The organism is Algoriphagus sp. (assembly GCF_024305035.1).
Lineage (GTDB): Bacteria > Bacteroidota > Bacteroidia > Cytophagales > Cyclobacteriaceae > Algoriphagus.
In genome coordinates this window covers 16,512-39,169 of sequence record NZ_JAMWZB010000016.1, presented here as the reverse complement: position 1 = coordinate 39,169, position 22,658 = coordinate 16,512, and the positions used below count along the sequence as shown (strand labels likewise).

The window sequence follows — 22,658 nt, the reverse complement described above, 5'->3', positions numbered from 1 at the left end:
ATTCAAGAAATTATACCGAAATGAGTAAAAAAACATCTATTTCCTTAGGCAATCATTTTGAGGAATTTATAAGAGAAGAGGTGGATTCTGGACGGTACAGTTCAGCAAGTGAAGTAATTCGAGCGGCACTGCGATTATTGGAAAGGGAAGAAAAAAAGGAACGAGAATTAATTAAAGCACTTCAAGAGGGCGAGGACAGCGGCTTTGTAGAAGATTTCGAGCCAAATGAATATTTGAAAAAAATCCAGAAAAGAGCCCATGAATAATTCTTCTTATCGCATTAGCCAAAAAGCGATTGAAGATCTGGAGAGTATTTGGGTTTATACCTTCCAAAATTGGTCAAAAGAGCAGGCAGATCGCTACTATAAACTCATCATTCAAGAAATTGAGTATGTGGCTAAGGGACCATTTTCAGGAAAATCCCTCAAAATATTGCAAAAGGACTAAAGAGTCAGCTAAGTTAAATCCCACCTTATTTTTGATCGAAACAAAGAAAATGAGCCTGTAGAAATCGTTAGGATTCTTCATTCGGCTATGGATATCAAGAGACACTTAGAATGAGTCCTAAATGGATTCAATTAAAAAATTTCTGACCAAAGCTAAGGTTCTTTCCTTCTCCTCAATCATCCCCATGTGGCCTGTGCCTTCGAGTTCCACATAATCGGTAAAGGCTGTTTTCTGCTGACGGCTAGCTTCAATTTTGACCGCCCCGTCTTCCGTACCGGCAATCATGAGTTTGGGGCCTTGAAAGTTGTTCAGAACTTCGAATCGATCCTTGCGGTCCCGCATGGCTTCGGTAAAGGCGATCAATCCCTCCAAGGTAGATTGCCTTGCCTGTTGGGTGGCCTTTTCGATTTCATCGGCAAATTCTTCCCGGTGTTTCTCCGAAAAAAGTGGGGGTACAAATGAACTGACAAACTTCTCTGCACCAAACTTCTTCAAAAACTGAATCGTGCGATTCCGCATTTCTTTTTTCTCGGCATCATCGGCAAATGCCGTCGAGTGAAAAAGCCCTATTCCCTTGATTTTATTCCCCATCAACTCCAAAAGAGCCAAGGCTATATAACCGCCTAAAGAATGACCGATAATAATCGGATTGTGGATTGAATGCGCTTCCATCCACTCCTCCAGCACGACGGCGGTTTCCTCCAAAGAGATTTGCGGTTTGGGCAATGGACTCTTTCCAAAACCGGGTAAATCCGGACAAAGGACATGAAAACTTTGCGATAATTCTTGGGCAAAATCCTCCCACATGGCTCCGATTTCACAAAATCCATGGATCAAAACCACAGACTGACCCGAGCCCTTTTCAAAAAAATGAATGGGAGACATGATTTTAGTTAATTTTGAGCACTTCAGTCATGCTTCGCACGGCATTGGCGATTCCCTCGGGATCAAATCCACAAAGGCGATGGAGTTCGATTTGCTCACCATGCTCGATCACCTCGTCCGGGATACCCAAGCGCTTCACCTGAGCCTGATAGCCATGATCGACCATGAATTCCAGTATGGCCGAACCAAATCCACCCATCAGACAGCCGTCTTCCACCGTGATGACTTTTTTAAATTTACCGAATACCTCGTGAAGCAATTCCTCATCCAAAGGTTTCACAAATCGCATATCGTAATGCGCCGGATTTAAACCTTCTTTTTCAAGGTTTTCACAGGCCTCTACGGCATAATTCCCAATATGGCCTAGGGTCAAAATGGCAATTTCTTCCCCCTCTTTGACGATTCTACCCTGACCTGTTGGAATGGCTTGAAATTCCGTTTTCCATTCTGGCATGACGCCATTTCCTCGCGGGTATCGGATGGAATAGGGACCTCCATGCTGAGTAGAAGAATACATCATATTGCGTAGTTCTTCCTCATTCATCGGTGCTGCTACAACCAGATTGGGCACACATCGGAAATAAGCCAAATCATAGGCGCCGTGGTGAGTGGGTCCATCTGCTCCGGCAAATCCAGCCCGATCAAGACAGAAGACCACAGGCAAATTTTGCAAACAGACATCATGAATCACCTGATCATAAGCCCGCTGCATAAAAGTGGAATAAATATTACAGAAGGGAATCAATCCCTGCGTAGCCAAACCGGCAGAGAAAGTCACCGCATGCTGCTCGGCAATCCCCACATCAAACGCCCGATCAGGCATTTCTTTCATCATGATGTTCAAAGAAGATCCCGATGGCATGGCTGGAGTCACGCCCATAATTCGAGAATCTGCCTTTGCCAGTTCGACTATCGTATGGCCAAAGACATCCTGGTATTTTGGAGCCTGGGGTTTACTTGGAGTTTTTTTATAGATCTCTCCGGTAACCTTGTCAAAAGTACCCGGGGCATGCCAAGTGGTATGGTTTCCTTTTTCTGCTGGCTCATACCCCTTTCCTTTCACGGTAACACAATGAAGGATTTTTGGACCGGGAATATCTTTCAAATCCCGCAGGATCTCCACCAAATGATTCACATCATGGCCATCAACCGGACCGAAGTATCGGAGATTTAAGGATTCAAAAAGATTGCTTTGCTTCAGCACAGCCGACTTGATCGCTCCTTCGACTTTGGAAATCACTTCCTGAGCAGAGCTGCCAAATTTGCTGAACTTACCCAGCATTTTCCAGACCTCATCCTTGACTTTATTGTAAGTATGGGAAGTGGTGATATCGGTCAAGTAATCTTTCAAAGCCCCCACATTAGGATCAATGGCCATGCAGTTGTCATTGAGAATGATCAGCAGATTGGAATCGCTTACCCCTGCATGATTCATGGCCTCGAAAGCCATTCCTCCGGTCATGGAACCATCCCCTATGACGGCAACGTGTTGGATTTTTGAACCTTTGTATTTGGAAGCTACTGCCATTCCCAGTGCAGCAGAAATAGAGGTGCTTGAGTGGCCTACTCCAAAAGTATCGTATTGGCTTTCTTTTCTTTTTGGAAAGCCGGAGATTCCCCCAAAAATTCGATTGGTATGAAATTTATTTTTTCTCCCAGTTAAAATTTTGTGCCCATAGGCTTGATGACCCACGTCCCAAACGAGTTGGTCTTCTGGAGTATTGAGTACATAGTGTAGCGCAACAGTAAGCTCCACTACGCCCAAACTGGCTCCAAAATGACCTCCATACACAGAAACGTTGTCTATGATAAAGTCACGCAACTCATCGCAAATTTGGACTAATTTATCTTTGGGGAACTTTTTTAGATCCTCTGGACTATCTATTTGGGCTAACAATTCTCCGGGTTGAATCAACATGAATGTTTCTACGATTTGTGGTCAGAAAAGATAAACTTAACAAAGAATTGTTTGTTTTTTAGTTAGCATAGCAACTAAGTACAATCCCCCGATTCTCCGACCTGAAATCCAATTATTTCTAGTAATTGAATATCTTTGACAATAAGGGAACAAAATTAACCATTAATTTAGATATCCATTGAGTTTCGAAATCAAATTACCGCTTTTTGAGGGTCCATTTGACCTCATGCTCTTCTTCATTGAGCGTGACGAACTCGATATTTACGATATTCCTATCTCTAAGATTACCAATGATTTTCTCGATTATCTTCACCATTTGGAGCAAATGGAAATCGAAGTGGCTAGCGAGTTTATCCTCTTTGCGGCTACGCTGATGAAGATCAAATCGCGAATGCTGCTTCCACGACCCGAGCTCAACGAAAAGGGAGAAGAAATCGATCCGCGAGAGGAACTCATCCGGAATTTATTGGAGTATAAAAAATACAAATCCGTAGTGGCGGAGCTCTCCGCGTTAGAGGAAAGCAGATTGGCCAAGGAGAAAAGAGGTAATATTGCAGCCGAACTGAAAGCGCTCAGCAAAATTGACGATGTGGATGCTGAGCTCCAAGATGTGGACCTCTATAAGCTATTGAAGGTTTTTCAGAAATGTATGGCTAAAATGTCCGCCCGAACCGAAGAAACAAAACACACCGTCATTCAGTATCCTTACACCATAGAGCAACAAAAAGATTTTGTGTTGGAAAAAATAAGCTTTAAGCGAAAAGTACCTTTTACCGATTTCATCAGCTACAAACCTGATAAAATATTTGTCATATACACCTTCTTGGCCATATTGGAGCTTCTTCAGCTGTCAGAAGTGACCATTATCATCGGAGAAGGATACAATAATTTTTGGGTAGAAAAGACGGAGCCGATCGGAGTAGCCTAATATGAAGCTTGACAATAAGAAGATTTTTAAAACACTCAACCCCAATAGGGTCTGGGTTCCCATTCTGATTGGATTGGGGATCGTATTTGGGATGTTTTATTTTGACCCCAGTGTCAATGCCAATACACTCCGCGGAGTGTTTGATGCCTCGGCAGCCTTTATCGTGCTGGCAATCGTCGTGATATTTTTCAGGGATTTGGGTTATGTATACCGGATTCGTGAAATCACCCAAAAAGAAATCTCTTGGACTCGGGCCATCTACGTGATCATTCTCTGGGAGTTTGCCTCTGCGGTGACACCTTCAGTGGTTGGAGGAACAGCAGTAGCCATCTTCATTCTCCACAAAGAGGGAATCAAACTCGGCAGAGCCATTGCTTTTGTGATGGTTACCGCAATTTTGGACAATCTTTTCTTCATCATCGGAGCACCGGTAATTCTTTATTTTGCTAAAGGAAATATTTTTCCTGATAGCCAACTCCTAAAAAACCAACTCGAAAATAGTCTTCAGGCCATCTTTTGGATCAGCTATGGACTGTATGCCTCATACAGTTTGATTATGGCCTTGGCACTTTTTTACCGGCCCAGGGTATTTAAATGGATTTTGATCAAAATTTTCTCGATCAAATGGCTGAGAAAATGGAAGCACGATGCCCAGGAATACGGAAATCAAATCATCGATGCTTCAAAAGAATTAAGCGGGAAAAATTATAACTATTGGGTCCCGGTGATTCTGGCCACCATATTTATTTGGTCCTCCCGCTATCTGATGCTCAATGCGTTGATTTCAGCTTACATCCCCTTATCACTGGACAACCAAGTGATCGTATTTGCACGTCAGGTGATCATGTGGATTGTGATGATGATTTCACCCACTCCTGGAAGTTCGGGGACGGCTGAGTTTTTCTTCGGACAGTTTTTTGCCCAGTTTTTGGGAGGGTATACTTTCGTGACGAGTATTTTGTGGAGATTGCTTTCCTATTATCCTTATCTGATTCTGGGGGCGATTTTCCTTCCACGGTGGATTCGTCAGGTTTTCTTCAAGAAAAAAAGCAATCCCTCTGCCGATGCTAAGGAATCTCAACCCTGATCAGATTGCGTCCATCACCTCCGGAGAGATCCAGGGATTAGCTTCCTCAGGTTCGATCCGCCGAATCGCCATTGATTCCCGCCAGGTGATCGATCCGGCTCATACGCTTTTTGTGGCATTGAAAGGTGCCAAAGTGGATGGTGCCCGTTTCATTCCTGATTTGATCGATCAGGGGGTGTTGACCTTTTTGGTCTCCAAAGATGAAAAATGCAACCACCCCGGTGTGACCTTTATCCGGGTAGAAAGCACCCAGGATGCCTTGCAAAAGCTAGCGGCACATCAGCGCTCAGGCTTTAGCAATCCGCTCGTAGCAATCACCGGATCCAATGGGAAAACCATTGTCAAAGAATGGCTGGGGCAGGTGCTTTCAGAGCGGTTTTCGGTAGCCAAAAGTCCCAAAAGCTACAATTCCCAAGTGGGTGTTCCCCTTTCTGTTTTTGGGATGGAGCCTTACCACCAAGTCGCTGTCATGGAGGTAGGGGTTTCCCAAAAAGGGGATATGAAAGCATTGGAAGAGATTCTTCGGCCTGATTTGGGGATTTTTACCAATATCGGTGCGGCCCATGAGGAAGGGTTTTTTGATAGAAAAGACAAGATCAACGAAAAACTGACCCTTTTTCAAGAGGTCAAATTGCTGATTTATTGCTCCGATCACCTGGAAATCGACGCCGAAATCCAAAAGAACTTTGCACGGGAAAGATTGATCAGCTGGTCGGATCAGCCCGGAGCGGATTTTACCCGCTCCATCAAAATTTTGGAGCAAGGGGCGAGAATTATCCTGATGAAATCCGATCTGAGCACCTTTACCTTTTTCACCCAATTTTCGGATAAAGCATCGCTTGAAAACGTCACGCACGTCATCATCGCAGCGTTGACTCTTCAGCTTGATCCTGAGCAAATTCAACAGGGGCTTCAGCATCTCAAACCCGTGGATATGCGACTCACCCTCAAAGCGGGGGTCAATGATTGTAGCCTCATCGATGATACCTACAATAATGACTTAGAGGGCTTGCGAATCGCCTTGGACTTTATGAAGATGCAGCGAGCCAAACGTCGGAAAATTTTGATTATTTCGGATTTATTACAGCAAGGATCTTCGGATCTATGGTGCCCCGAAGTGGTCAACTTGATTCAAAACCACGACATAGACTGGGTTCTGGGCGTCGGAAAATCCATTCAAGCCATCGGGAAAAAATGGCCCGGAAAGGCAGACTTTTTCGCCAGTACCGAAGCGTTGCTCCAATGGATAAATCCGGATTTATTTCAAAATGACCTGATTTTGGTCACCGGTGCCCGATCTTTTGGTTTCGAATCGGTGATCAACCTCTTACAGCAGCGAATCCACGGAACGGTTTTGGAGATCAATCTGAATGCGCTCACCCATAACTTCAATTTTTTCAAAAAACGCCTTCGTCCCGATACCAAAGTTATGGTCATGGTCAAGGCCTTTGCCTATGGAGGTGGAGCGGTAGAAATCTCCAATCACCTGCAAGCGCTGGGAGCGGATTACCTGGCCGTAGCCTATACCGACGAGGGAGTTGCTTTGCGCCAGCAAGGAATCAAACTGCCGATCATGGTAATGAATCCATTGGAGGAATCCTTTCATCTCTTAAAACAAGTTGAGTTAGAACCGGTGGTCTTCAGTTTGGATTTTTTCAAAAAACTAAATCGATGGTGCATCGCTCAGAATGCCCACCTAAAAGTTCATTTGGATTTGGATACGGGAATGCATCGATTGGGATTTGATAGAGAGGATTTAGCGGAATTGCGAAGCGAATTAAAACAGACCACGCATCTGCAAATTGCCTCGATTTATACCCATCTGGTCGGTTCGGATGAACAAATCCATGAGGAATATTCCCGGCAGCAATTGAAAAACTTCCAACAGATGAACGGTTTTTTGATTGAGGTTTTGAACGAAAAACCGTTGATCCATGCCCTAAACTCCGGGGGGATTATTCGCTTTCCGGAATATCAATGGGATATGGTTCGTTTGGGAATCGGGCTTTATGGAGTGGAGGTGACCGGAACTCACGACACCGCATTGAAATCAGTAAGCACCTTAAAAACAACGGTTTCCCAAGTCAAAACCCTAGCGCCAGGGGAGACGGTAGGTTATTCCCGAAAGGGCATGATGGCAAAAGGCGGAAAAATTGCCACCCTTCCCATCGGCTATGCAGATGGTTTTGACAGGAGATTTAGCAATGGCAAAGGCTATGTGCTCATTCACGGAAAAAAGGCTCCGGTCATCGGCAATGTTTGCATGGATATGGTGATGGTGGATGTGACCGGAATGGAAGTCAAGACCGGGGATGAAGCAGTCGTTTACGGACAGGAAATTTCCCTCAAAGAGCTCGCTGATCAAATCGGAACAATTCCCTACGAACTCCTGACCAATATCAGCAGTCGGGTCAAGCGAGTCTATTACTTGGATTGATGAATTGAATTTTAAATCTGATTATCTTCCCGCCTTAAAAGGAAGAAATTTAAACGGCCTAAAATCAGCTTAAACGTTAAATTTAAGGAAGCATCGGTCATCAGCAAGCCTGTGCTGAGCCCAGTCTCCTCATCCATCCCGATTTCCCAAGAGTTTTGACTTAGAGCAAATTAACCTTTCATCCTATTTTAAGTAAATTCCGAAATGAAACTCAGTAAAAAGCGTCTGGCCCACATTGTATTCGAATCGGATGATCGAGCATCGCGAACCTTCGACTTGGTCTTGTTGGTCCTTATCTTTGCCTCGGTGATAGTGGCTATTTTGGATTCTGTGTCCCACCTAAGAGCTGATTACGGCCAACTTTTTTATCAGCTGGAATTGCTGTTCACTTGTTTGTTTACGCTAGAATACATTCTGCGCGTTTGGCTTACCAGCCGAACGATGAAATATGTCACCAGCTTTTATGGCCTAGTGGATTTGTTGGCGATTTTACCCGTTTATCTGAGTTTTTTTGTAGCCAATGTCCAATTGTTGACCGTCGTCCGTGCCTTGAGGCTTTTGCGTGTGATCCGAATATTAAAGCTGGGAAGATATTTGGCAGAGGCTGACTTTATCCGCAGGTCTTTGAAAGCCAGCATGGCCAAAATCCAACTCTTTTTGTTCACGGTGTTAACCGTGGTACTGATCATGGGGACGATGATGTATTTGATCGAAGGGCCTGAGTCCGGATTCACCTCTATTCCCAAAGGCATGTATTGGGCGATTGTAACCATGACTACGGTGGGTTTTGGGGACATTACCCCAGTGACCACCTTGGGGCAATTCATGGCCTCTTTGATCATGCTCTTGGGCTATGCGATTATAGCCGTACCCACTGGCATAGTCAGCTCTGAAATGGCAAAAATGAAGTCGGCAGATCACCATGCCTCCGCCCGGACCTGCACGCATTGTGGAAAGGACGGATTGGACTCTTCGGATCATTTTTGTCGGGAATGTGGTACTTCCCTGGATTAATTTCCCTTAATCCTCAGAAAGATTCAGAAACTCCTGGAGATGTTTGAGTTTGCCAAAAAGCAAAAGTAAATCCCCATCCTTAAACGTGTAATCAGCATTAATTACACCCAACACATTTTTATGAGGGACAGGCAAACCAATCAGGTTTTTACGTTCCTCGAGTCGGATAATCGTCATGATATTGAGGAAAAATTCACGGCGTATATTCGATTCCGATACAGTCATACCCACAAATCGTTTGGGAACCTTGGCTTCAACAATATTATATTCATCAGAAATTTCCAAGGAATCAATCACCCCTTTCATTTCCAATCTCTTCGCTAATCGATCCGCGGTCTCTTCCTCAGGATGAATGATTTCTTCGATCCCAATAGCCCGTAAAACTGTTTCATGGAGATTATTAATGGCTCTGCCTATTATTCGTTTGGCCTTGAGTTGCTTAAACATGGCTGTACTCATGATTGAAGCACCCACATCCTCACCTATAGCTATAATCACCACATCCGTATCCTTTATGGGTAGGGTTTTCACCGCCTGTAAGTCTGTCGCGTCCAACAAAACTGCATGGGTAACCCGGTCTTTTACAAAGTCAATTTTTGACTCACGGGTATCTATGCCAACCACCTCATGGCCCATTTCGGTGAGCTGGATGGCTAAATAACCTCCGAAATTTCCCATTCCTACGATGATGTATTTCATCTGCTTATAATTTGGTTTTTAGTGCTCAGATGGAATGCCCTGTTTAATCATTTCCTTGTGTGAGGTGGATTCTCAAGGGCATTTCATCTGTTTAAAATTTGCTTTTTAGAGGTCAGATGGAATCTCGCAAATATAATCATCCCGGTGTGTGACGGGTAGGTCATGCTCGATTTCATGTGTTTATTTTTATTTCTTGACGGCCACAGGGAATCTCGCAGGGTTGATCCTCATACCAGTATGTGAGGGCCATATCATGCTCGATTTCATGTTTTACGTGATTATAATGGTTTCTTTTGGATATGCATACTTTTGACTTCCGGCCTTCCTGACTACAGCTACTAAAATAGTCAAACTTCCTACTCGACCGATAAACATGATGATCATGATCACAACTTTACTTGCCGTACTGAGCGAAGCCGTTATTCCCAAACTCAAGCCTACGGTAGAAAAGGCACTAAACACTTCAAAAGCCACATCAATTAAGGCCAATTCGGGATTAAAAAGCGTCACCAAAAATACCCCCAAACCGATAATCAAAAAGGAAAGTGCGATTACCGCAAAGGCTTTTTGAAGACTATCCTGACTGATTTCCCTACCAAATATTTCTACTCTCTTTTTTCCACTGGCAATACTGACCGTATTGATCACCGCCACGGCAAAGGTACTGGTTTTCAATCCTCCTGCCGTACTGCCCGGAGATCCACCGATCCACATCAACACCAAGTAAATCAATACCGTGGGCATGGCGAGCTGCGTCATATCCACGGTATTAAACCCTGCAGTTCTTGGAGTAACCGTACCAAAAACCGTGGTAACAAACTGTCCATAGGGACTCAAGCCTTGAAGGGTATGTTCTTTTTCGGCAAAATAGTAAACCACCGCTCCCAGAATCAATAAAAAACCAGTGGTATACATCACCAGTTTGGTAGTCAGGTTGGTCGTACGGGCCACATGCCGAAACTCTTCATATCGGCACATCTTTTTCCACCCCCCGACAACCAAATGCTTGAGGTAGGAATAATAGTTTAACACCACTGGAAAACCGATGCCTCCCAGTACTATGGCAAGGCATATTCCCAACTGCATCGTATAAAGCTCCCGAAATCCAGCTTCGAAAAGCCCATTGCGAAGGGTAGAAAACCCGGCATTGCAAAAGGCAGAAATGGCATGAAAAAGTGCAAAAAAAAGTCTATCCGCAACACTTTCGAATAAGGATCCCGGAGTATTGATATAAATCATCAGTGTTATTCCTCCTTCAACCAATAGGGTAAAGGAAATGATTTTCAAAAGCGTGGAATAAACCTCATTGACATTGTTTTCATTGATGTAATCTCTCAGAAAAAGACTGTTTTCCAGACTGTAGCTGCCTTTAAAAAAGAAACCAAAAAAACTCGTAAAGGTCATCATTCCCAGGCCGCCAATTTGAAAAAGAGAAAGAATCACAGTTTGACCGAAAACGGTGAAATCCGAGGAGGTGTCCAGTACAATTAACCCGGTCACACAGACTGCACTGACCGAGGTAAAAAACGCATCAATCACCGAAATATCCCGCGTTGTAGCCGCCGGTAAACTCAACAATGCAGCTCCGATACAAATGACGATTAAAAACGATAAAATAAAAACCAACGATGGACTCAGGCGCAAGCGGTTCACGGCCATACTCAGCTTACTCAATTCGATAAAAAAGAGCACAATGATCGAAAGATTGACCAAGTAATAACTCTCCAGCCATTGGAGATTTGAGTCGAAGGACGAAGGAAAAAAACCAAAGCGATAAATCGCCGAAATCATCAAAAAGAGGCTCAACAGCACCTCAGTAAGGATTCGAGGTGATTGGATTGACTTTTCAAAAAAGCCGATTTTGACTATAGAGCTGAAGCCAATCAGTAAAATCAACGAAGAAAAAATAACCGATTCGATTAGGCGCTCCCCTGGATCTTCCGAGTATCCAATATGGCGGAGCAGGACAAGGAAAGCCAAAAAACTTCCATAGCGAATTAGTCGCTCAAGCGTTTTTTGGAGCTTCTGCAGAAATCGAATTTGTTGACTTGGAGAAGAGAATAGCTTCAAAATAGATTTGAATGGACCCCCAAATGTAGGGAGTTCACTAGGCTTTTGCTATAAATCTTGAATTCATTTAACGAGAAAAAAACGCTAAATTGATTTTCAATTTGAAGTTTTAAGAGCAAAATAGAATTGAAAATTCTCATACTCAGGAAACGTAAGACTTAAAATCCTTTATAATTTTCTTTTCCAGAAAATGAATCGGATGTTAATGATGTTAGGATAATTTTAAGGCTACATGACCCACCCTCTTACACTCCACTTAGGCAGTTTTATCCCGCTTTCAGCTGAAGAAAAAACACTTTTGGTCGATCGGGCAAAAGTGCGTCAGGTAAAGCGAAGAGAAAAAATTTTACTAGCTGGGGAAGTTTGTCAGCATTATTCATTTGTAGTGGAGGGCTGCTTTCGCTTGTTTGGGGTGGATGACAGAGGGTTTGAACACAACATTCAGTTTGCCGCAGAGAATGACTGGATTGCTGATATTGGCAGTTTTCATACTCAAAAGCCTAGTCAGTTAAACATTGAAGCCTTGGAAAAAAGCTCAATCTTTCAAATCAAGCAGCAAGATTTGTATTATTTATATACCCATGTGCCCAAGTTGAATCTGATTTTTAAAGTCTTGATAGAACTGAAATACATTGAGATTCAGAATAGAGTCTTGCAAAATTTTAGTTCTACCGCAGAGGATCGGTATTTGGCATTTTTGGATCAGTATCCAAATCTATCCAACCGATTACCCAACACGCAAATCGCATCTTACCTAGGTATCACACCGGAATTTTTGAGCAAAATCCGAAAAAATATTCAGCTTAGAGGCTGATTTCTTAAACTAGATTAAGGGTAAACCTCAATTGGTCCTTCGATCTTTGTCTTAACAAAAAATAGACAAGGAATGAAACGGCTACAGATTACCTTTTTGCTTTTCCAGACGCTGATTCTTCAGGTATTTGCACAGCTGGACCAAGGCACTCTTTACATCAATCCTAAAACTGGCAATGACCAAAATTCCGGGCAGAAGGACCATCCTATACAATCCTTAAAAGAAGCAGCCTCACGAATCAATACCCTGGAAGGATCGGGGCCTGTGACCGTTTTTCTCGCAGAGGGTATGTATGCGCTCGATACTACGGTTCGGTTTGATCCGATCAACAGGCAGTTTACCCAAGAAAATCGCCTGATAATCCGGGCTGAGATTCTGCCCGATGACGACAATTGGGACCCGGGAAAAATGCCCGTGTTGATTTCCACCATGCCCTTTGACAATATCCCTGATGATCGACTCGGTGGAGCATCAAATGGAATCCAAATCGAGACCAGTCATGTGACTATTCAAGGACTGCGCATGTTGGGTTCTCCGGTACATGAGCGACCAAAGGAGGGAATGGTCATCAGAAACTACCCCATCATTCGAGAAGGGAGGGATTTGGATGACCTGAGGGTAACCCAGTGCTTGTTTTTAGGTGATATCCATGCCGCTCCCAATCATCTCCCGGTTTTGGCTAGCGGTCAAGGCGTAGTGGTAGACCACTGTGTGTTTTATGGAGTAAAGGATGCCGTAGTCTTTTGGCATTCTGACCAGCCCTCGGAAAATAGCGCCATGCATCATAATTTGATCGTAAATATCTACGGAGCAGCGGTTTGGACTTGGTCATTGGCAGAAGATTTTCAATTTTATAATAATGTGGTCACCCAAGCCGAAGCAGTTTGGATTTTGGACCAGGAAGAGGAGAGAAGTTTCCAATTATCCAATTCACTAGTGGTCGGTTATAATCAACTGGTCAACAAGGGCGGAGGTCCTGGAGGATTAGGCGAATCTGCGGACCCCAACAAATTGAAATTGGGTGAAAATGTCATCATCCAGAAAAAAGGAAGCTTGGAAATCGTCACCGATCCAACCAGCAAATATTACCTGCATATTGCTCCAGGTACTTTGGGAAGTGATCTTGGAGCAGGATTGTTTTACCAAAAATATTAAGTGAAATCAACTTCAAATTACCAAATTCAATGAAAAATCTTTTCGCAACTCTTGCCTTTTTCTTGGCTTTTGTCAGCCTTTCCTTTGCCCAAAACTCCATAGAAGAAATGGTCAAAGACTGGGAGCGAGCCAAAGCCTACACCCAAGAATATTTGGAAGCCATGCCAGCAGATCGCTTTGATCTCAAACCTACTTCGGAGATGCGCTCCTTTGCCCAGCAAATGCTGCACCTGACCGATGCAAATTATGGATTTTCATCGGCAGGCACAGGAGTGGAAAACCCCATCAAGATGGGTGAATCTGAACAATCCGCCGACCAATCCAAAGAAAATGTGGCCCGACTGGTTTTGGCTGGATATGACTTCGTGATCAGCAGCCTCAAAACCTTATCTGAAAATCAGTTGGATGAACAGGTGAATTTATTCGGACAATTCGAAATGAGCCGAGCCAAAGCCCTGCAAAAATGCTTTGAACATCAAACTCACCACCGTGGTCAAGCGACAGTTTATCTCCGTCTAGCGGGTGTGACTCCTCCGCAAGAGAAGTTGTTTTAATCTTTTAAATGCTTCATAACTCAAGCAAGCATGAATAATTTGATGAAATTGACCCTTTTGAGTTTGTTCTCCATTAGTTATGGAGGACAGGCCCAATCGATAACCTTTGAAGGGAGAGGATTTGAACTTTCCCATGTCAAAGCCACTGTAAATCAATTAAATGGTGAGGGGGTGTTGCGGGTGGAGCGTGACTTGGAAAAAGGGTCAAGCTCTTTCTCCAGGATCAAGCCTACCCCTCTTTTCTGGTCAATGAAATGCTGGGTAAAACACAGAGTGGTTCAATCGGGCTTTGGGTGGATATCGGTACGGAAGGATTTTTCAAAGAGCTGAAAATAAGCCAATAGGAATTTAAATGAAGGCGATCGTTTTAAATCATCCTGGAGGAGCCCAAAATTTAGAAATGGAGGAAAGACCTATTCCAAAACCTCAAAAAGGTGAAGTTTTGGTGAAGGTGAGAGCCTTTGGGCTCAATCGGTCTGAACTCATGACCAGAAAAGGGGTTTCGCCCAATGTAAATTTTCCTCGGGTCTTGGGAATAGAATGCGTCGGGGAGGTAGCAGAAGATCCTTCAGGTGAGTATAAATTCGGTCAAAAAGTAGCTGCTTGCATGGGAGGTATGGGGAGAGATTTTGATGGAAGTTATCAGGAATATGCCGTTCTTCCCCGTTCAATTTTGACTCCGTTCCAAAGTAGGCTTGAATGGAGTGTTTTAGGCGCCTTGCCCGAGTTGTTCCAAACGGTGTTTGGCTCACTTGAATTAGCCCTAAATATCAAAAAAAACGAATCTTTGCTCATTCGGGGAGGATCTTCCTCCATTGGATTGATGGCAGCCCAATGGGCAAAACTCAAAGGATGCCGCGTGATATCCACCACTAGAAATCCCAAAAATCAAGAAGTTCTCCTTTCCAATGGAGCAGATCATGTCTTAATCGATGTGGGAACTGTAGCTGAGAAAGTAAGAGAATTTTTTCCAAAGGGGGTGGAAAAGGCCTTGGAGCTAATAGGAACCAATACGCTAGGAGATTCCATGCTATCGGTTCAGTCCGGAGGCTTACTCTGTTTTACGGGGATGTTATCTGAAAATTGGTCTATTTCTGATTTTGCCCCTATGGATTTTATTCCCAGTACGGTAGGCTTGACCACCTTTCATAGTGGATCAATTGACGTAGATGCCGAGGCTTTTCAAGATTTTATCCAGAATATAGAGAAAGGTATAGTAAATCCTCAGATTTCAAGGGTTATTCCGCTATCCCATATCGTGGAGGCTCATCAATTGATGGAAAGCAATCAGGCTTCTGGGAAAATTGTGGTCGTCACTTGAAAAGAAAGCGAAACCCTAAATTAACCTTACTCGGTGAATTAGCGAATCTGATCGGCGTAGATCTACGGGCTAAAAATTCAATTTAAATTCGAGCAGAAATCTTTTTTCTTAGCAACTCTGTAATCGATTGCGGGTGTAAATAGAACTGATTTTCAGGGATTCACCGCCTAAGCCCCATTTCCCATGAGCGCAAAATATTCTTTGGTAAGAATATTTCCCTTACCTTTGCAGCGCAATGAAATTCTTTATGCTAGGAAACGGGCCACATTAATTTTTGATTTCTTTCTGAATCTCTTTCGGAAAAAATGCCCTTTGTCTGCATTCTTGCACCTACTCATTTCCACCTAATCAATCCTATTTTATCTTGATGAAATCGAGCATGACGTACCCGACACACACCGGGATGATTAAAATTGCGGGATTCCATATGACCTCTAAAAAACAAATTATAAACAGATGAAAAAGTATTTCAATCTATTTGACTTTAGCCAACGCGTAGATTACAAAACCGAAATTCTTTCCGGCCTGACTGTGGCGTTGGCCTTAATCCCTGAGGCTGTCGCTTTTGCACTGATTGCTGGGCTTTCTCCCTTGACGGGCTTGTATGCCGCTTTTGTGATGGGTTTGGTCACTTCCATTCTGGGTGGAAGGCCCGGGATGATTTCAGGAGCAACCGGGGCAATTGCCGTGGTCATTGTGACTTTGGCGGCTACTCATGGGGTAGAATATGTGTTTGCAGCGGTGGTTTTATCAGGACTTATCCAGATTTTGGCGGGTTCACTTCGTCTGGGAAAATTGATCCGATTGGTTCCCCATCCGGTGATTTTCGGTTTTGTCAATGGATTGGCAATCATCATTTTCATGTCTCAATTGAATCAGTTTAAAGGCAGCGATGGCAATTGGCTGACCGGAACTCCCCTTTACATTTTGTTGGGTTTGGTGCTTTTGACCATGTTGATTATTTGGGGGTTGCCCAAGTTGACTAAAGCTGTTCCGGCTTCCTTGACGGCAATTGTGGTTGTGTTTGGATTGGTACTCGCTTTGGGCATTGACACCAAAACTGTGGGCGATATTGCCAGTATCAAAGGAGGATTTCCTCCATTTCACATTCCTGCTATTCCTTTAACCCTCGAATCACTTCAGATTATTTTTCCCTATGCGGCGATCATGGCGGGTGTGGGCTTGATCGAGTCGCTTTTGACCCTAAATATTGTTGATGAGATTACCGAAACCCGGGGTCGTAGTAATAAGGAAGCGGTGGCCCAGGGCCTGGCGAATGTGGCTTCGGGCTTTTTCTCCGGAATGGGAGGTTGCGCCATGATTGGACAGAGTTTGATCAATGTCTCTTCAGGAGCCAGAGCAAGACTTTCGGGGATTGTGGCAGCGGTCATGTTGCTGGTATTTATTGTTTTTGGGTCTAGTTTGATTGAGCGGGTTCCCATGGCGGCATTGACTGGATTGATGATTATGGTAGCCATCGGGACCTTTGAATGGGCGAGTATTCGCACCATTACCAAGATGCCTAAGAAGGATATTTTCTTGATGTTTTTAGTCACCATCATCACGGCGGTACTTCATAATTTGGCTTTGGCGGTATTGATCGGAGTGATTTTGGCAGCCTTGTTTTTTGCCTGGGACAATGCCAAACGTATCCGTGCCCGCAAGCATATCGATGAAAACGGCATTAAACATTATGAAATGTACGGGCCCCTTTTCTTTGGTTCAGTGGCCGCTTTCAATGATAAATTTGATGTGTTGAATGACCCCAAAGAGGTGATTATTGACTTTGGAGAAAGTCGGGTGGTGGATATGTCGGCAATTGAAGCCTTGAATAAAATTACCGAACGCTATATGAAAGTGGGTAAAAAAGTTCACCTGAAGCATCTGAGCCCGGATTGTCGCCGATTGCTGGCACGCGCCGATCAGATTATCGATGTGAATATTATGGAAGACCCGACCTATAAGGTGCTGACGGATGAATTTGCATAAATGAGACTTGGGTAGAAATGCTTTTCCAAAGTCTGAGACTCTGGAAAAGCTTAACCATTCTTTAGGTTTTTTGCACAGTCCTTTGATTTTTTTTACCTTAAAAGGAAGTCGAATTTCAAATCAAACCTATGGATAAATTTTTGGAAAACTGGGCCCAGTCGGCCCATACCAGTTTGGGATTTTTTTGGATGGCCCTTTGGGCTTTTATTTTGGGCTATGCACTGAGTTCACTGATCCAGATTTTTGTCACCGAGCGGCGCATGCAACAAACCATGGGAGATAGTGGTGGCAAAAGCATGGTTTTAGGCACTTTTTTCGGTTTTATTTCCAGTTCCTGCAGTTTTTCAGCATTAGCCACCACCAAATCCTTGTTCCAGAAAGGAGCTAGTTTTTCGGCAGCAATTGCATTTCTTTTGGCTTCGACCAATTTGGTAATCGAATTGGGAATCATCATTTCCATCTTTCTGGGCTGGCAATTTGTCGTGGGAGAATATGTTGGAGGAGCGATGCTGATTTTGATTTCTTGGTTTTTGATCCGGATAATCAAACCCAAAAAACTGATTGAACAAGCCCGAAAAAATTTAGGCAAAGCCAAGGAGGAGGATCACTCGGATCAGTCCCTAAAAAAGCGAATACAATCTTCTGAAAATTGGGCAAAAGTGGGTAAGCAATATGTGATGGAATGGAACATGGTCTGGAAGGATGTGACCATTGGATTTACGATTGCGGGGATCATATCGGGTTTTGTACCGGATTCCTTTTTTCATTCGTTATTTATCAACACCGGAGAAAATATCGATTCTTTTTCCTTTTTGACCTTGCTGCAGCATACCGTCATCGGACCCGTGGCGGCTTTTCTGACCTTTATCGGTTCGATGGGAAATATTCCCTTGGCGGCCTTGCTCTTCGGTAAAGGAGTGAGTTTTGCCGGAGTGATGGCTTTTATCTTCAGTGATTTGGTGGTCTTTCCCGTGCTACGAATCAATGCCACTTACTATGGATGGAAGATGTCCCTGTTTATCCTGTTTTTGCTTTTTTCCTCTCTGATCGGTACTGCCTTATTGCTTCACTATGGATTTGATCTTTTGGGTTATTTACCTGACCCAAAATCAGTCGATATCACAGATCGGGAACACTTTGCGATTGACTACACCTTTTTCTTCAATTTGTTCTTCTTGGTTATCACCGGTGTTTTGGTTTACCTCGGATTTGTCAAAGGAAAAGACGTCATGCATCATATGGAAATGGCGCCCAAAAGTGCCTTGCTGGAGAAGATTTTGACTTATTTGGCCTACATAGCCTATGTTTGGTTGGCTGGGGGAATGTTGGTTTGGGGATTTGTGGTTTGAATATCCCTGAAGTTCGTGTTTGGAGCACAACTGGAAACTTACAGTCTATTAATTAAGTGAAAGTGTTCCTTCCTAGGCGGCAAATAAGTTTTTGGCCATCCATGGTAAATCAGAGAAAAACAAACTTACACTCTTAAATGATCTACTATTCATTAGTAAAAGAAGTTAAAATTAGTAGATTTTTTAAAAATATTTTGTAAATAGAATGCTTTAAATCAATTTGTTATGAAATCGAGCACGACGTACCCGTCACACACCGGGAGGATTAGAATTGCGAGATTCCATATGACCTCTGAGAAACAAATTATAAACAGATGAAAAAGGTTGTTTCAATAATAGTTGTCTTAATTTTCTTTTCGGCTAACGTTTGCCTAGCACAAACAAAAGGAGAGTCTATTCTCGTTGACGGTAAATCCATCCATTATTTATTGATGGGAGACAAAAACAGAAAATTAGGGCAACCCCTGATTATTCTGGAAAGCAATCATGCCTCCAATGCCGAAACTTGGAATAAAGTGATCGACCTTTTAGGCAAGAACACCCCCGTGCTGGCTTATGATCGAGCAGGCATTGGCCAATCTGATTCTTTTGAGGAATTGCCAACTCCCGAAAATCGAACCCGACAACTCAAAAACCTTCTCACAGAATTGAACCTAGAGCCCCCTTATATTTTGGTAGGACATGGATGGGGAGGCATTTTGATTAAGGATTTTGCCCAATCTTATCCCGAACAGGTAGAAGGGATGGTTTACCTAGATCCGGTGGATGAGTCTTCCAGCTTTGAAAAAATGGTTGCCATTTTTGACAAAGAGGGCTGGGATGGGGAGAAAGTCGCCACGGAGTATTTTGATCTTCGAAAGAAAAGATTTCAACAAGCACCAGAAGGAATAAAGGCGGAAGCTCAAGTCATGTTTGATTTTGCAAAAGGTGAAAGAAGGAAGTCTGAGCTATATGATTTTCCAAAAATTCCATCCGCAATTCTCGCAGGAGGCAAGCAAGTAGTCTTTATGGAAAATCCTTTTGAGCCAAAACTATCAGTTGATTATCTGCAAATGGTCAATCTGCTCCACAAGAACCGAATAGCTGAATTTACGTCTCAGATTTTGAATAGCGAAGATTCAGAAATGGTCCTACTGTCCAATTATTCGCATTACCTACATCTACAAGAACCGGAAAAAATCGCTTCCTCCATTCTATCAAAGTATTATGGGGATCCGACTAAGAAATTGGTGAAGGCCGCTCAACGGTATGATTCCGAGCGATTCGCCAACTATCTGGAAGGATTGGAGATGCACACTGCTTCCGGGAAAATTCCAGAGGCAACGATTAATATGCTCGGCTACGATCAGCTTCGCAAAGATCAACCAGCTCATGCTTTGGCTTTATTTACCTATAATTTGAATCGAAACCCGAATTCAGCGAATGTTTATGACAGTATGGGTGACGGATTGGTCGCCTTGGGAAAGACACAAGAGGCTGTTGCCTATTATGAAAAAGCGGTCTTGCTGGGAGAAAAAAGTCAACACAACGATTTAGGTATTTTTAAAAAGAACTTGGCAAGGGTTAATGGGGAAAAGTGATAAACCTAGTTCCCTTTCACCTTTCTTTGATTTAAGGCAAAAAACCTCCCTTTTGGAGACCTAATTTTCATTTAATTTTCTCTTAAATACCTCTTAATTATTTCAATATCCCTGAATTCAGGGATTGATCCCTTTTTAATTTAATCGGACTTTTAACTCGTTGTGAAACTGAATTTTAAAGCAATGAGATTTTTCTATTCCCTTTTCCTTTATGCTTCCCTGGCACATGTTGGGTGGACCCAAAACATCAGTGAACAATTATACTATCAAGGTCATCAAGATAGTCTCTACTCCGAAATCCTCGGAGAAAATCGTCATTTGTTTATTTACCTACCCCAGAGTACCCGGAATCTGGAAATGGAGCAAACTCCCAGCCCGGTGGTTTACCTACTTGATGCAGAAAGCAAATTTGCAATCACCACCCAACTCATCAAGCAGCTAAGTTTTGATGCTATGCCCCCATCTATTATTGTGGGGATCAAAAACAGCAATCGAACTCGAGATTTGACTCCCACGCATGTGCCCATTGACCCTTCTGGTTTTGATGTGTCTCAATCAGGTGGAGGGGAAGCATTTTTGGACTTTATCGAAAAGGAACTGATTCCACACATGGACCGCAACTATGCGACCAGCCCATACCGAACCTTTATCGGTCATTCTTTGGGTGGACTCTTATCGGGTTATGCTTTGGCAACCCGTCCCCATTTATTCCAGAATACAATTTCTTTAGATCCTACTTCCACTTGGGATGAGGGTTTGATGGGGAAAAAGCTGAAAGAAGCAGCAGAAAAGGGAATACTGGCCCGTAAAGGCTATGTGCTTGCCGTAGCGGACCCCAATGCCACAGGGAATCCTAAAATTGATTCTTTGTTGACAACTTTCCGAATTCCTAATGAACAGATTCGAGATTTTCTCACCGAGCGCTCCGATATGCGGGTTTTATATAAAAACTATCCCAAGGGAAGCCATACCGATATGGTGATTCCGGGAACTTACGATGGTTTGAAGTTTCTATTTGCTTGGTATGCTGATCTGCAGCAAGAACTGGTCGATGCCGCTGACCCTTTTATCGGCATAAATAAGACCACAGAGGAGTTGATCAAAAGTATTGAGTCTATTCATCAGCGCATGTCGGAGCAATTTGGCTACGAGGTCAAGCCCCAAGAAGCGATGATTAATGCGCTGGGATATTGGGCTCTGCAAGCAGGTGATCTAGCTAGAAGCAAGTTGTTTTTTGAAATGAATGTGAAGAATTATCCTGAAAGTGCCAATGTGTATGACTCCTTGGGGGATTTCTACCTAGCAAGCGAACAAAAGGAAAAGGCTATCCAATTTTTCAAGGAAGCCTTGAAGCGGGATGAAAATGCAGGAACTAGGAAAAAACTGGAAGAATTAGAAAAATCATCACAAGACTAAATGCGAGGCCTGATTTATATACCCTTTCTATTTTTAGTTTCGCTGAAATTAGTGAATGCACAGCAAGTGCAGGATAAATTCATCCGGACTAATGGCGTCCAATTGCACTATTTGGATTTTGGCGGTTCTGGACTACCCCTGATTTTCCTGCAATCCTTTCATGATGACGCATCCGAATGGCACACAGGAGAAATGGCAGGTATCGCACAGCAATTTATTTCAGATTATCAAGTTCTGGCAGTCACACGAAGGGGCTGGGGAAAATCAGACCACAGCGAATGGGGCTATGATGTGGCCACGCAATCGGAAGACCTGTTGGGCTTTATGGATGCGCTGGGCATCAAAAAAGCCGTTTTGATCGGACGTATTCCCGCCAATCAGGATATGATCTGGATAGCCGAGCATCATCCGGAACGTATTGCGACCCTAGTGATGATTGGTAATCCCTATTTGGGTCTTAATTCCTCGGAACCTGAGATCAGAACATATGAAAGCGAACTCCTCGCCATGTCCTGGGATTTGGGTGAACGGGCAGTGGCCATGCGTGGACCAAGAAACAGCTGGCGTCCGGATTTTTTGTCCGATTCCATTGCTCGAATTGCTATCCCCACACTTCGTTTTTTAAGCAAAATGGATGTAGAAAGCCTTCCCGGTGGAAGAAATGCATTTTATCTAAATCGGACCATCCAACAGGTTTCAGCGCCTGATTTCAAACCTTGGAATGATCGGGTAGCTCAGGCGGCGGCCTATTTCCGAGAACTGGGAAAGGAGTCAAGCCGACAGGAGTTTATCCGAAACCATTTCATAAAATATGATCCCGGCCCATCGTTTAGAGCGAGTTTGGAACGAGCCTTTGGCGAAAATCTACAGACCGTATGGGAACCTGAACTCCCCGAAGATGCAGATTTTGATTCCTTTTGGGAAGAAGTTTACGCACCTTTTTATGTAAAAGAAATCAAAACCTTTTTGAATGAAACACTTGAATGAAAAAAATA

The 22,658-nt window shown here is 43.4% G+C and carries 20 protein-coding genes; 16 read left to right on the top strand and 4 right to left on the bottom strand.

The window, feature by feature from the left end:
- Positions 1 to 20: 20 nt before the first annotated feature.
- Together Q0L00_RS10755 and Q0L00_RS10750 are read left to right on the top strand one after the other, a co-directional pair.
- Positions 21 to 266 (top strand): type II toxin-antitoxin system ParD family antitoxin, encoded by a 246-nt coding sequence (locus tag Q0L00_RS10755; RefSeq protein ID WP_297336876.1) that lies wholly within the window; start codon positions 21 to 23, stop codon positions 264 to 266.
- Entirely contained in the window at positions 259 to 447 is a 189-nt protein-coding gene (locus Q0L00_RS10750; protein ID WP_297336875.1) for a type II toxin-antitoxin system RelE/ParE family toxin, read from the top strand. Before Q0L00_RS10755 ends, Q0L00_RS10750 begins: the two co-directional genes overlap by 8 nt.
- 117 nt (positions 448 to 564) lie before the next feature.
- Here Q0L00_RS10750 and Q0L00_RS10745 read toward each other — a convergent pair whose 3' ends face one another.
- On the bottom strand, positions 565 to 1,332 hold the full coding sequence (locus Q0L00_RS10745) for an alpha/beta hydrolase (protein ID WP_297336874.1): 768 nt from the start codon (positions 1,330 to 1,332) through the stop codon (positions 565 to 567).
- A 4-nt stretch (positions 1,333 to 1,336) separates the two neighbouring features.
- Positions 1,337 to 3,250 carry a 1-deoxy-D-xylulose-5-phosphate synthase gene (dxs, locus tag Q0L00_RS10740; RefSeq protein ID WP_297336873.1) on the bottom strand — a complete coding sequence of 638 codons (1,914 nt, stop codon included), beginning with the start codon at positions 3,248 to 3,250 and terminating at the stop codon, positions 1,337 to 1,339.
- A 178-nt stretch (positions 3,251 to 3,428) separates the two neighbouring features.
- Between dxs and Q0L00_RS10735 the strand changes: the two genes are divergently transcribed.
- The 4 genes from Q0L00_RS10735 (at position 3,429) to Q0L00_RS10720 (ending at position 8,716) form a co-directional block, all read left to right on the top strand.
- Complete coding sequence (locus Q0L00_RS10735) at positions 3,429 to 4,178, top strand: segregation/condensation protein A (RefSeq protein ID WP_297336872.1); 750 nt, start codon at positions 3,429 to 3,431, stop codon at positions 4,176 to 4,178.
- 1 nt (position 4,179) lies between these two features.
- Positions 4,180 to 5,265 (top strand): lysylphosphatidylglycerol synthase transmembrane domain-containing protein, encoded by a 1,086-nt coding sequence (locus Q0L00_RS10730; RefSeq protein WP_297336871.1) that lies wholly within the window; start codon positions 4,180 to 4,182, stop codon positions 5,263 to 5,265.
- The gene (locus tag Q0L00_RS10725; RefSeq protein ID WP_297336870.1) at positions 5,243 to 7,702 is read left to right on the top strand and encodes a bifunctional UDP-N-acetylmuramoyl-tripeptide:D-alanyl-D-alanine ligase/alanine racemase; all 2,460 of its coding nucleotides are present in this window, start codon (positions 5,243 to 5,245) and stop codon (positions 7,700 to 7,702) included. Before Q0L00_RS10730 ends, Q0L00_RS10725 begins: the two co-directional genes overlap by 23 nt.
- A 204-nt stretch (positions 7,703 to 7,906) precedes the next feature.
- Positions 7,907 to 8,716 carry an ion transporter gene (locus Q0L00_RS10720; protein ID WP_297336869.1) on the top strand — a complete coding sequence of 270 codons (810 nt, stop codon included), beginning with the start codon at positions 7,907 to 7,909 and terminating at the stop codon, positions 8,714 to 8,716.
- A gap of 6 nt (positions 8,717 to 8,722) precedes the next feature.
- Here the strand turns inward: Q0L00_RS10720 and Q0L00_RS10715 are convergent, their stop codons facing one another.
- Positions 8,723 to 9,415: a TrkA family potassium uptake protein gene (locus tag Q0L00_RS10715; protein ID WP_297336868.1), complete on the bottom strand. Its 693-nt coding sequence runs from the start codon at positions 9,413 to 9,415 to the stop codon at positions 8,723 to 8,725.
- 270 nt (positions 9,416 to 9,685) lie between these two features.
- Positions 9,686 to 11,485: a potassium transporter TrkG gene (locus tag Q0L00_RS10710; RefSeq protein ID WP_297336867.1), complete on the bottom strand. Its 1,800-nt coding sequence runs from the start codon at positions 11,483 to 11,485 to the stop codon at positions 9,686 to 9,688.
- 232 nt (positions 11,486 to 11,717) lie between these two features.
- On the opposite strand from Q0L00_RS10710, the gene Q0L00_RS10705 reads away from it, so the two are divergent.
- The 10 genes from Q0L00_RS10705 to Q0L00_RS10660 all read left to right on the top strand — a co-directional run bounded on the left by Q0L00_RS10705 (position 11,718) and on the right by Q0L00_RS10660 (position 22,650).
- A complete protein-coding gene (locus Q0L00_RS10705; protein WP_297336866.1) occupies positions 11,718 to 12,299 on the top strand; it encodes a Crp/Fnr family transcriptional regulator in 582 nt (193 codons plus the stop codon).
- A gap of 72 nt (positions 12,300 to 12,371) precedes the next feature.
- Positions 12,372 to 13,454, top strand: a complete 1,083-nt coding sequence (locus tag Q0L00_RS10700; RefSeq protein ID WP_297336865.1) for a hypothetical protein — start codon at positions 12,372 to 12,374, stop codon at positions 13,452 to 13,454.
- A 29-nt stretch (positions 13,455 to 13,483) separates the two neighbouring features.
- Positions 13,484 to 14,008: a DinB family protein gene (locus Q0L00_RS10695; protein WP_297336864.1), complete on the top strand. Its 525-nt coding sequence runs from the start codon at positions 13,484 to 13,486 to the stop codon at positions 14,006 to 14,008.
- Between the two features lie 30 nt (positions 14,009 to 14,038).
- Entirely contained in the window at positions 14,039 to 14,338 is a 300-nt protein-coding gene (locus Q0L00_RS10690; protein ID WP_297336863.1) for a hypothetical protein, read from the top strand.
- 22 nt (positions 14,339 to 14,360) lie between these two features.
- Complete coding sequence (locus tag Q0L00_RS10685) at positions 14,361 to 15,329, top strand: zinc-binding alcohol dehydrogenase family protein (protein WP_297336862.1); 969 nt, start codon at positions 14,361 to 14,363, stop codon at positions 15,327 to 15,329.
- 456 nt (positions 15,330 to 15,785) lie between these two features.
- Positions 15,786 to 17,318, top strand: coding sequence for a SulP family inorganic anion transporter (locus Q0L00_RS10680; RefSeq protein ID WP_297336861.1), 1,533 nt, complete (start codon positions 15,786 to 15,788; stop codon positions 17,316 to 17,318).
- A 128-nt stretch (positions 17,319 to 17,446) separates the two neighbouring features.
- Positions 17,447 to 18,667: a permease gene (locus Q0L00_RS10675; protein ID WP_297336860.1), complete on the top strand. Its 1,221-nt coding sequence runs from the start codon at positions 17,447 to 17,449 to the stop codon at positions 18,665 to 18,667.
- A 314-nt stretch (positions 18,668 to 18,981) separates the two neighbouring features.
- Positions 18,982 to 20,247 (top strand): alpha/beta hydrolase, encoded by a 1,266-nt coding sequence (locus tag Q0L00_RS10670; RefSeq protein ID WP_297336859.1) that lies wholly within the window; start codon positions 18,982 to 18,984, stop codon positions 20,245 to 20,247.
- 183 nt (positions 20,248 to 20,430) lie between these two features.
- The gene (locus tag Q0L00_RS10665; protein WP_297336858.1) at positions 20,431 to 21,663 is read left to right on the top strand and encodes an alpha/beta hydrolase-fold protein; all 1,233 of its coding nucleotides are present in this window, start codon (positions 20,431 to 20,433) and stop codon (positions 21,661 to 21,663) included.
- Positions 21,664 to 22,650 carry an alpha/beta hydrolase gene (locus Q0L00_RS10660; RefSeq protein ID WP_297336857.1) on the top strand — a complete coding sequence of 329 codons (987 nt, stop codon included), beginning with the start codon at positions 21,664 to 21,666 and terminating at the stop codon, positions 22,648 to 22,650. It abuts the gene before it with no gap.
- Positions 22,651 to 22,658 lie beyond the last annotated feature (8 nt).

What these genes read in the sequence shown, in the direction of transcription:
- Q0L00_RS10755 (WP_297336876.1), top strand. Translation starts at nt 21, where the DNA reads ATGAGTAAAAAAACATCTATTTCCTTAGGCAATCATTTTGAGGAATTT.
- Q0L00_RS10750 (WP_297336875.1), top strand. Translation starts at nt 259, where the DNA reads ATGAATAATTCTTCTTATCGCATTAGCCAAAAAGCGATTGAAGATCTG.
- Q0L00_RS10745 (WP_297336874.1), bottom strand. Translation starts at nt 1,332, where the DNA reads ATGTCTCCCATTCATTTTTTTGAAAAGGGCTCGGGTCAGTCTGTGGTT.
- dxs (WP_297336873.1), bottom strand. Translation starts at nt 3,250, where the DNA reads ATGTTGATTCAACCCGGAGAATTGTTAGCCCAAATAGATAGTCCAGAG.
- Q0L00_RS10730 (WP_297336871.1), top strand. Translation starts at nt 4,180, where the DNA reads ATGAAGCTTGACAATAAGAAGATTTTTAAAACACTCAACCCCAATAGG.
- Q0L00_RS10725 (WP_297336870.1), top strand. Translation starts at nt 5,243, where the DNA reads ATGCTAAGGAATCTCAACCCTGATCAGATTGCGTCCATCACCTCCGGA.
- Q0L00_RS10720 (WP_297336869.1), top strand. Translation starts at nt 7,907, where the DNA reads ATGAAACTCAGTAAAAAGCGTCTGGCCCACATTGTATTCGAATCGGAT.
- Q0L00_RS10715 (WP_297336868.1), bottom strand. Translation starts at nt 9,415, where the DNA reads ATGAAATACATCATCGTAGGAATGGGAAATTTCGGAGGTTATTTAGCC.
- Q0L00_RS10705 (WP_297336866.1), top strand. Translation starts at nt 11,718, where the DNA reads ATGACCCACCCTCTTACACTCCACTTAGGCAGTTTTATCCCGCTTTCA.
- Q0L00_RS10700 (WP_297336865.1), top strand. Translation starts at nt 12,372, where the DNA reads ATGAAACGGCTACAGATTACCTTTTTGCTTTTCCAGACGCTGATTCTT.
- Q0L00_RS10695 (WP_297336864.1), top strand. Translation starts at nt 13,484, where the DNA reads ATGAAAAATCTTTTCGCAACTCTTGCCTTTTTCTTGGCTTTTGTCAGC.
- Q0L00_RS10690 (WP_297336863.1), top strand. Translation starts at nt 14,039, where the DNA reads ATGAATAATTTGATGAAATTGACCCTTTTGAGTTTGTTCTCCATTAGT.
- Q0L00_RS10685 (WP_297336862.1), top strand. Translation starts at nt 14,361, where the DNA reads ATGAAGGCGATCGTTTTAAATCATCCTGGAGGAGCCCAAAATTTAGAA.
- Q0L00_RS10680 (WP_297336861.1), top strand. Translation starts at nt 15,786, where the DNA reads ATGAAAAAGTATTTCAATCTATTTGACTTTAGCCAACGCGTAGATTAC.
- Q0L00_RS10675 (WP_297336860.1), top strand. Translation starts at nt 17,447, where the DNA reads ATGGATAAATTTTTGGAAAACTGGGCCCAGTCGGCCCATACCAGTTTG.
- Q0L00_RS10670 (WP_297336859.1), top strand. Translation starts at nt 18,982, where the DNA reads ATGAAAAAGGTTGTTTCAATAATAGTTGTCTTAATTTTCTTTTCGGCT.
- Q0L00_RS10665 (WP_297336858.1), top strand. Translation starts at nt 20,431, where the DNA reads ATGAGATTTTTCTATTCCCTTTTCCTTTATGCTTCCCTGGCACATGTT.
- Q0L00_RS10660 (WP_297336857.1), top strand. Translation starts at nt 21,664, where the DNA reads ATGCGAGGCCTGATTTATATACCCTTTCTATTTTTAGTTTCGCTGAAA.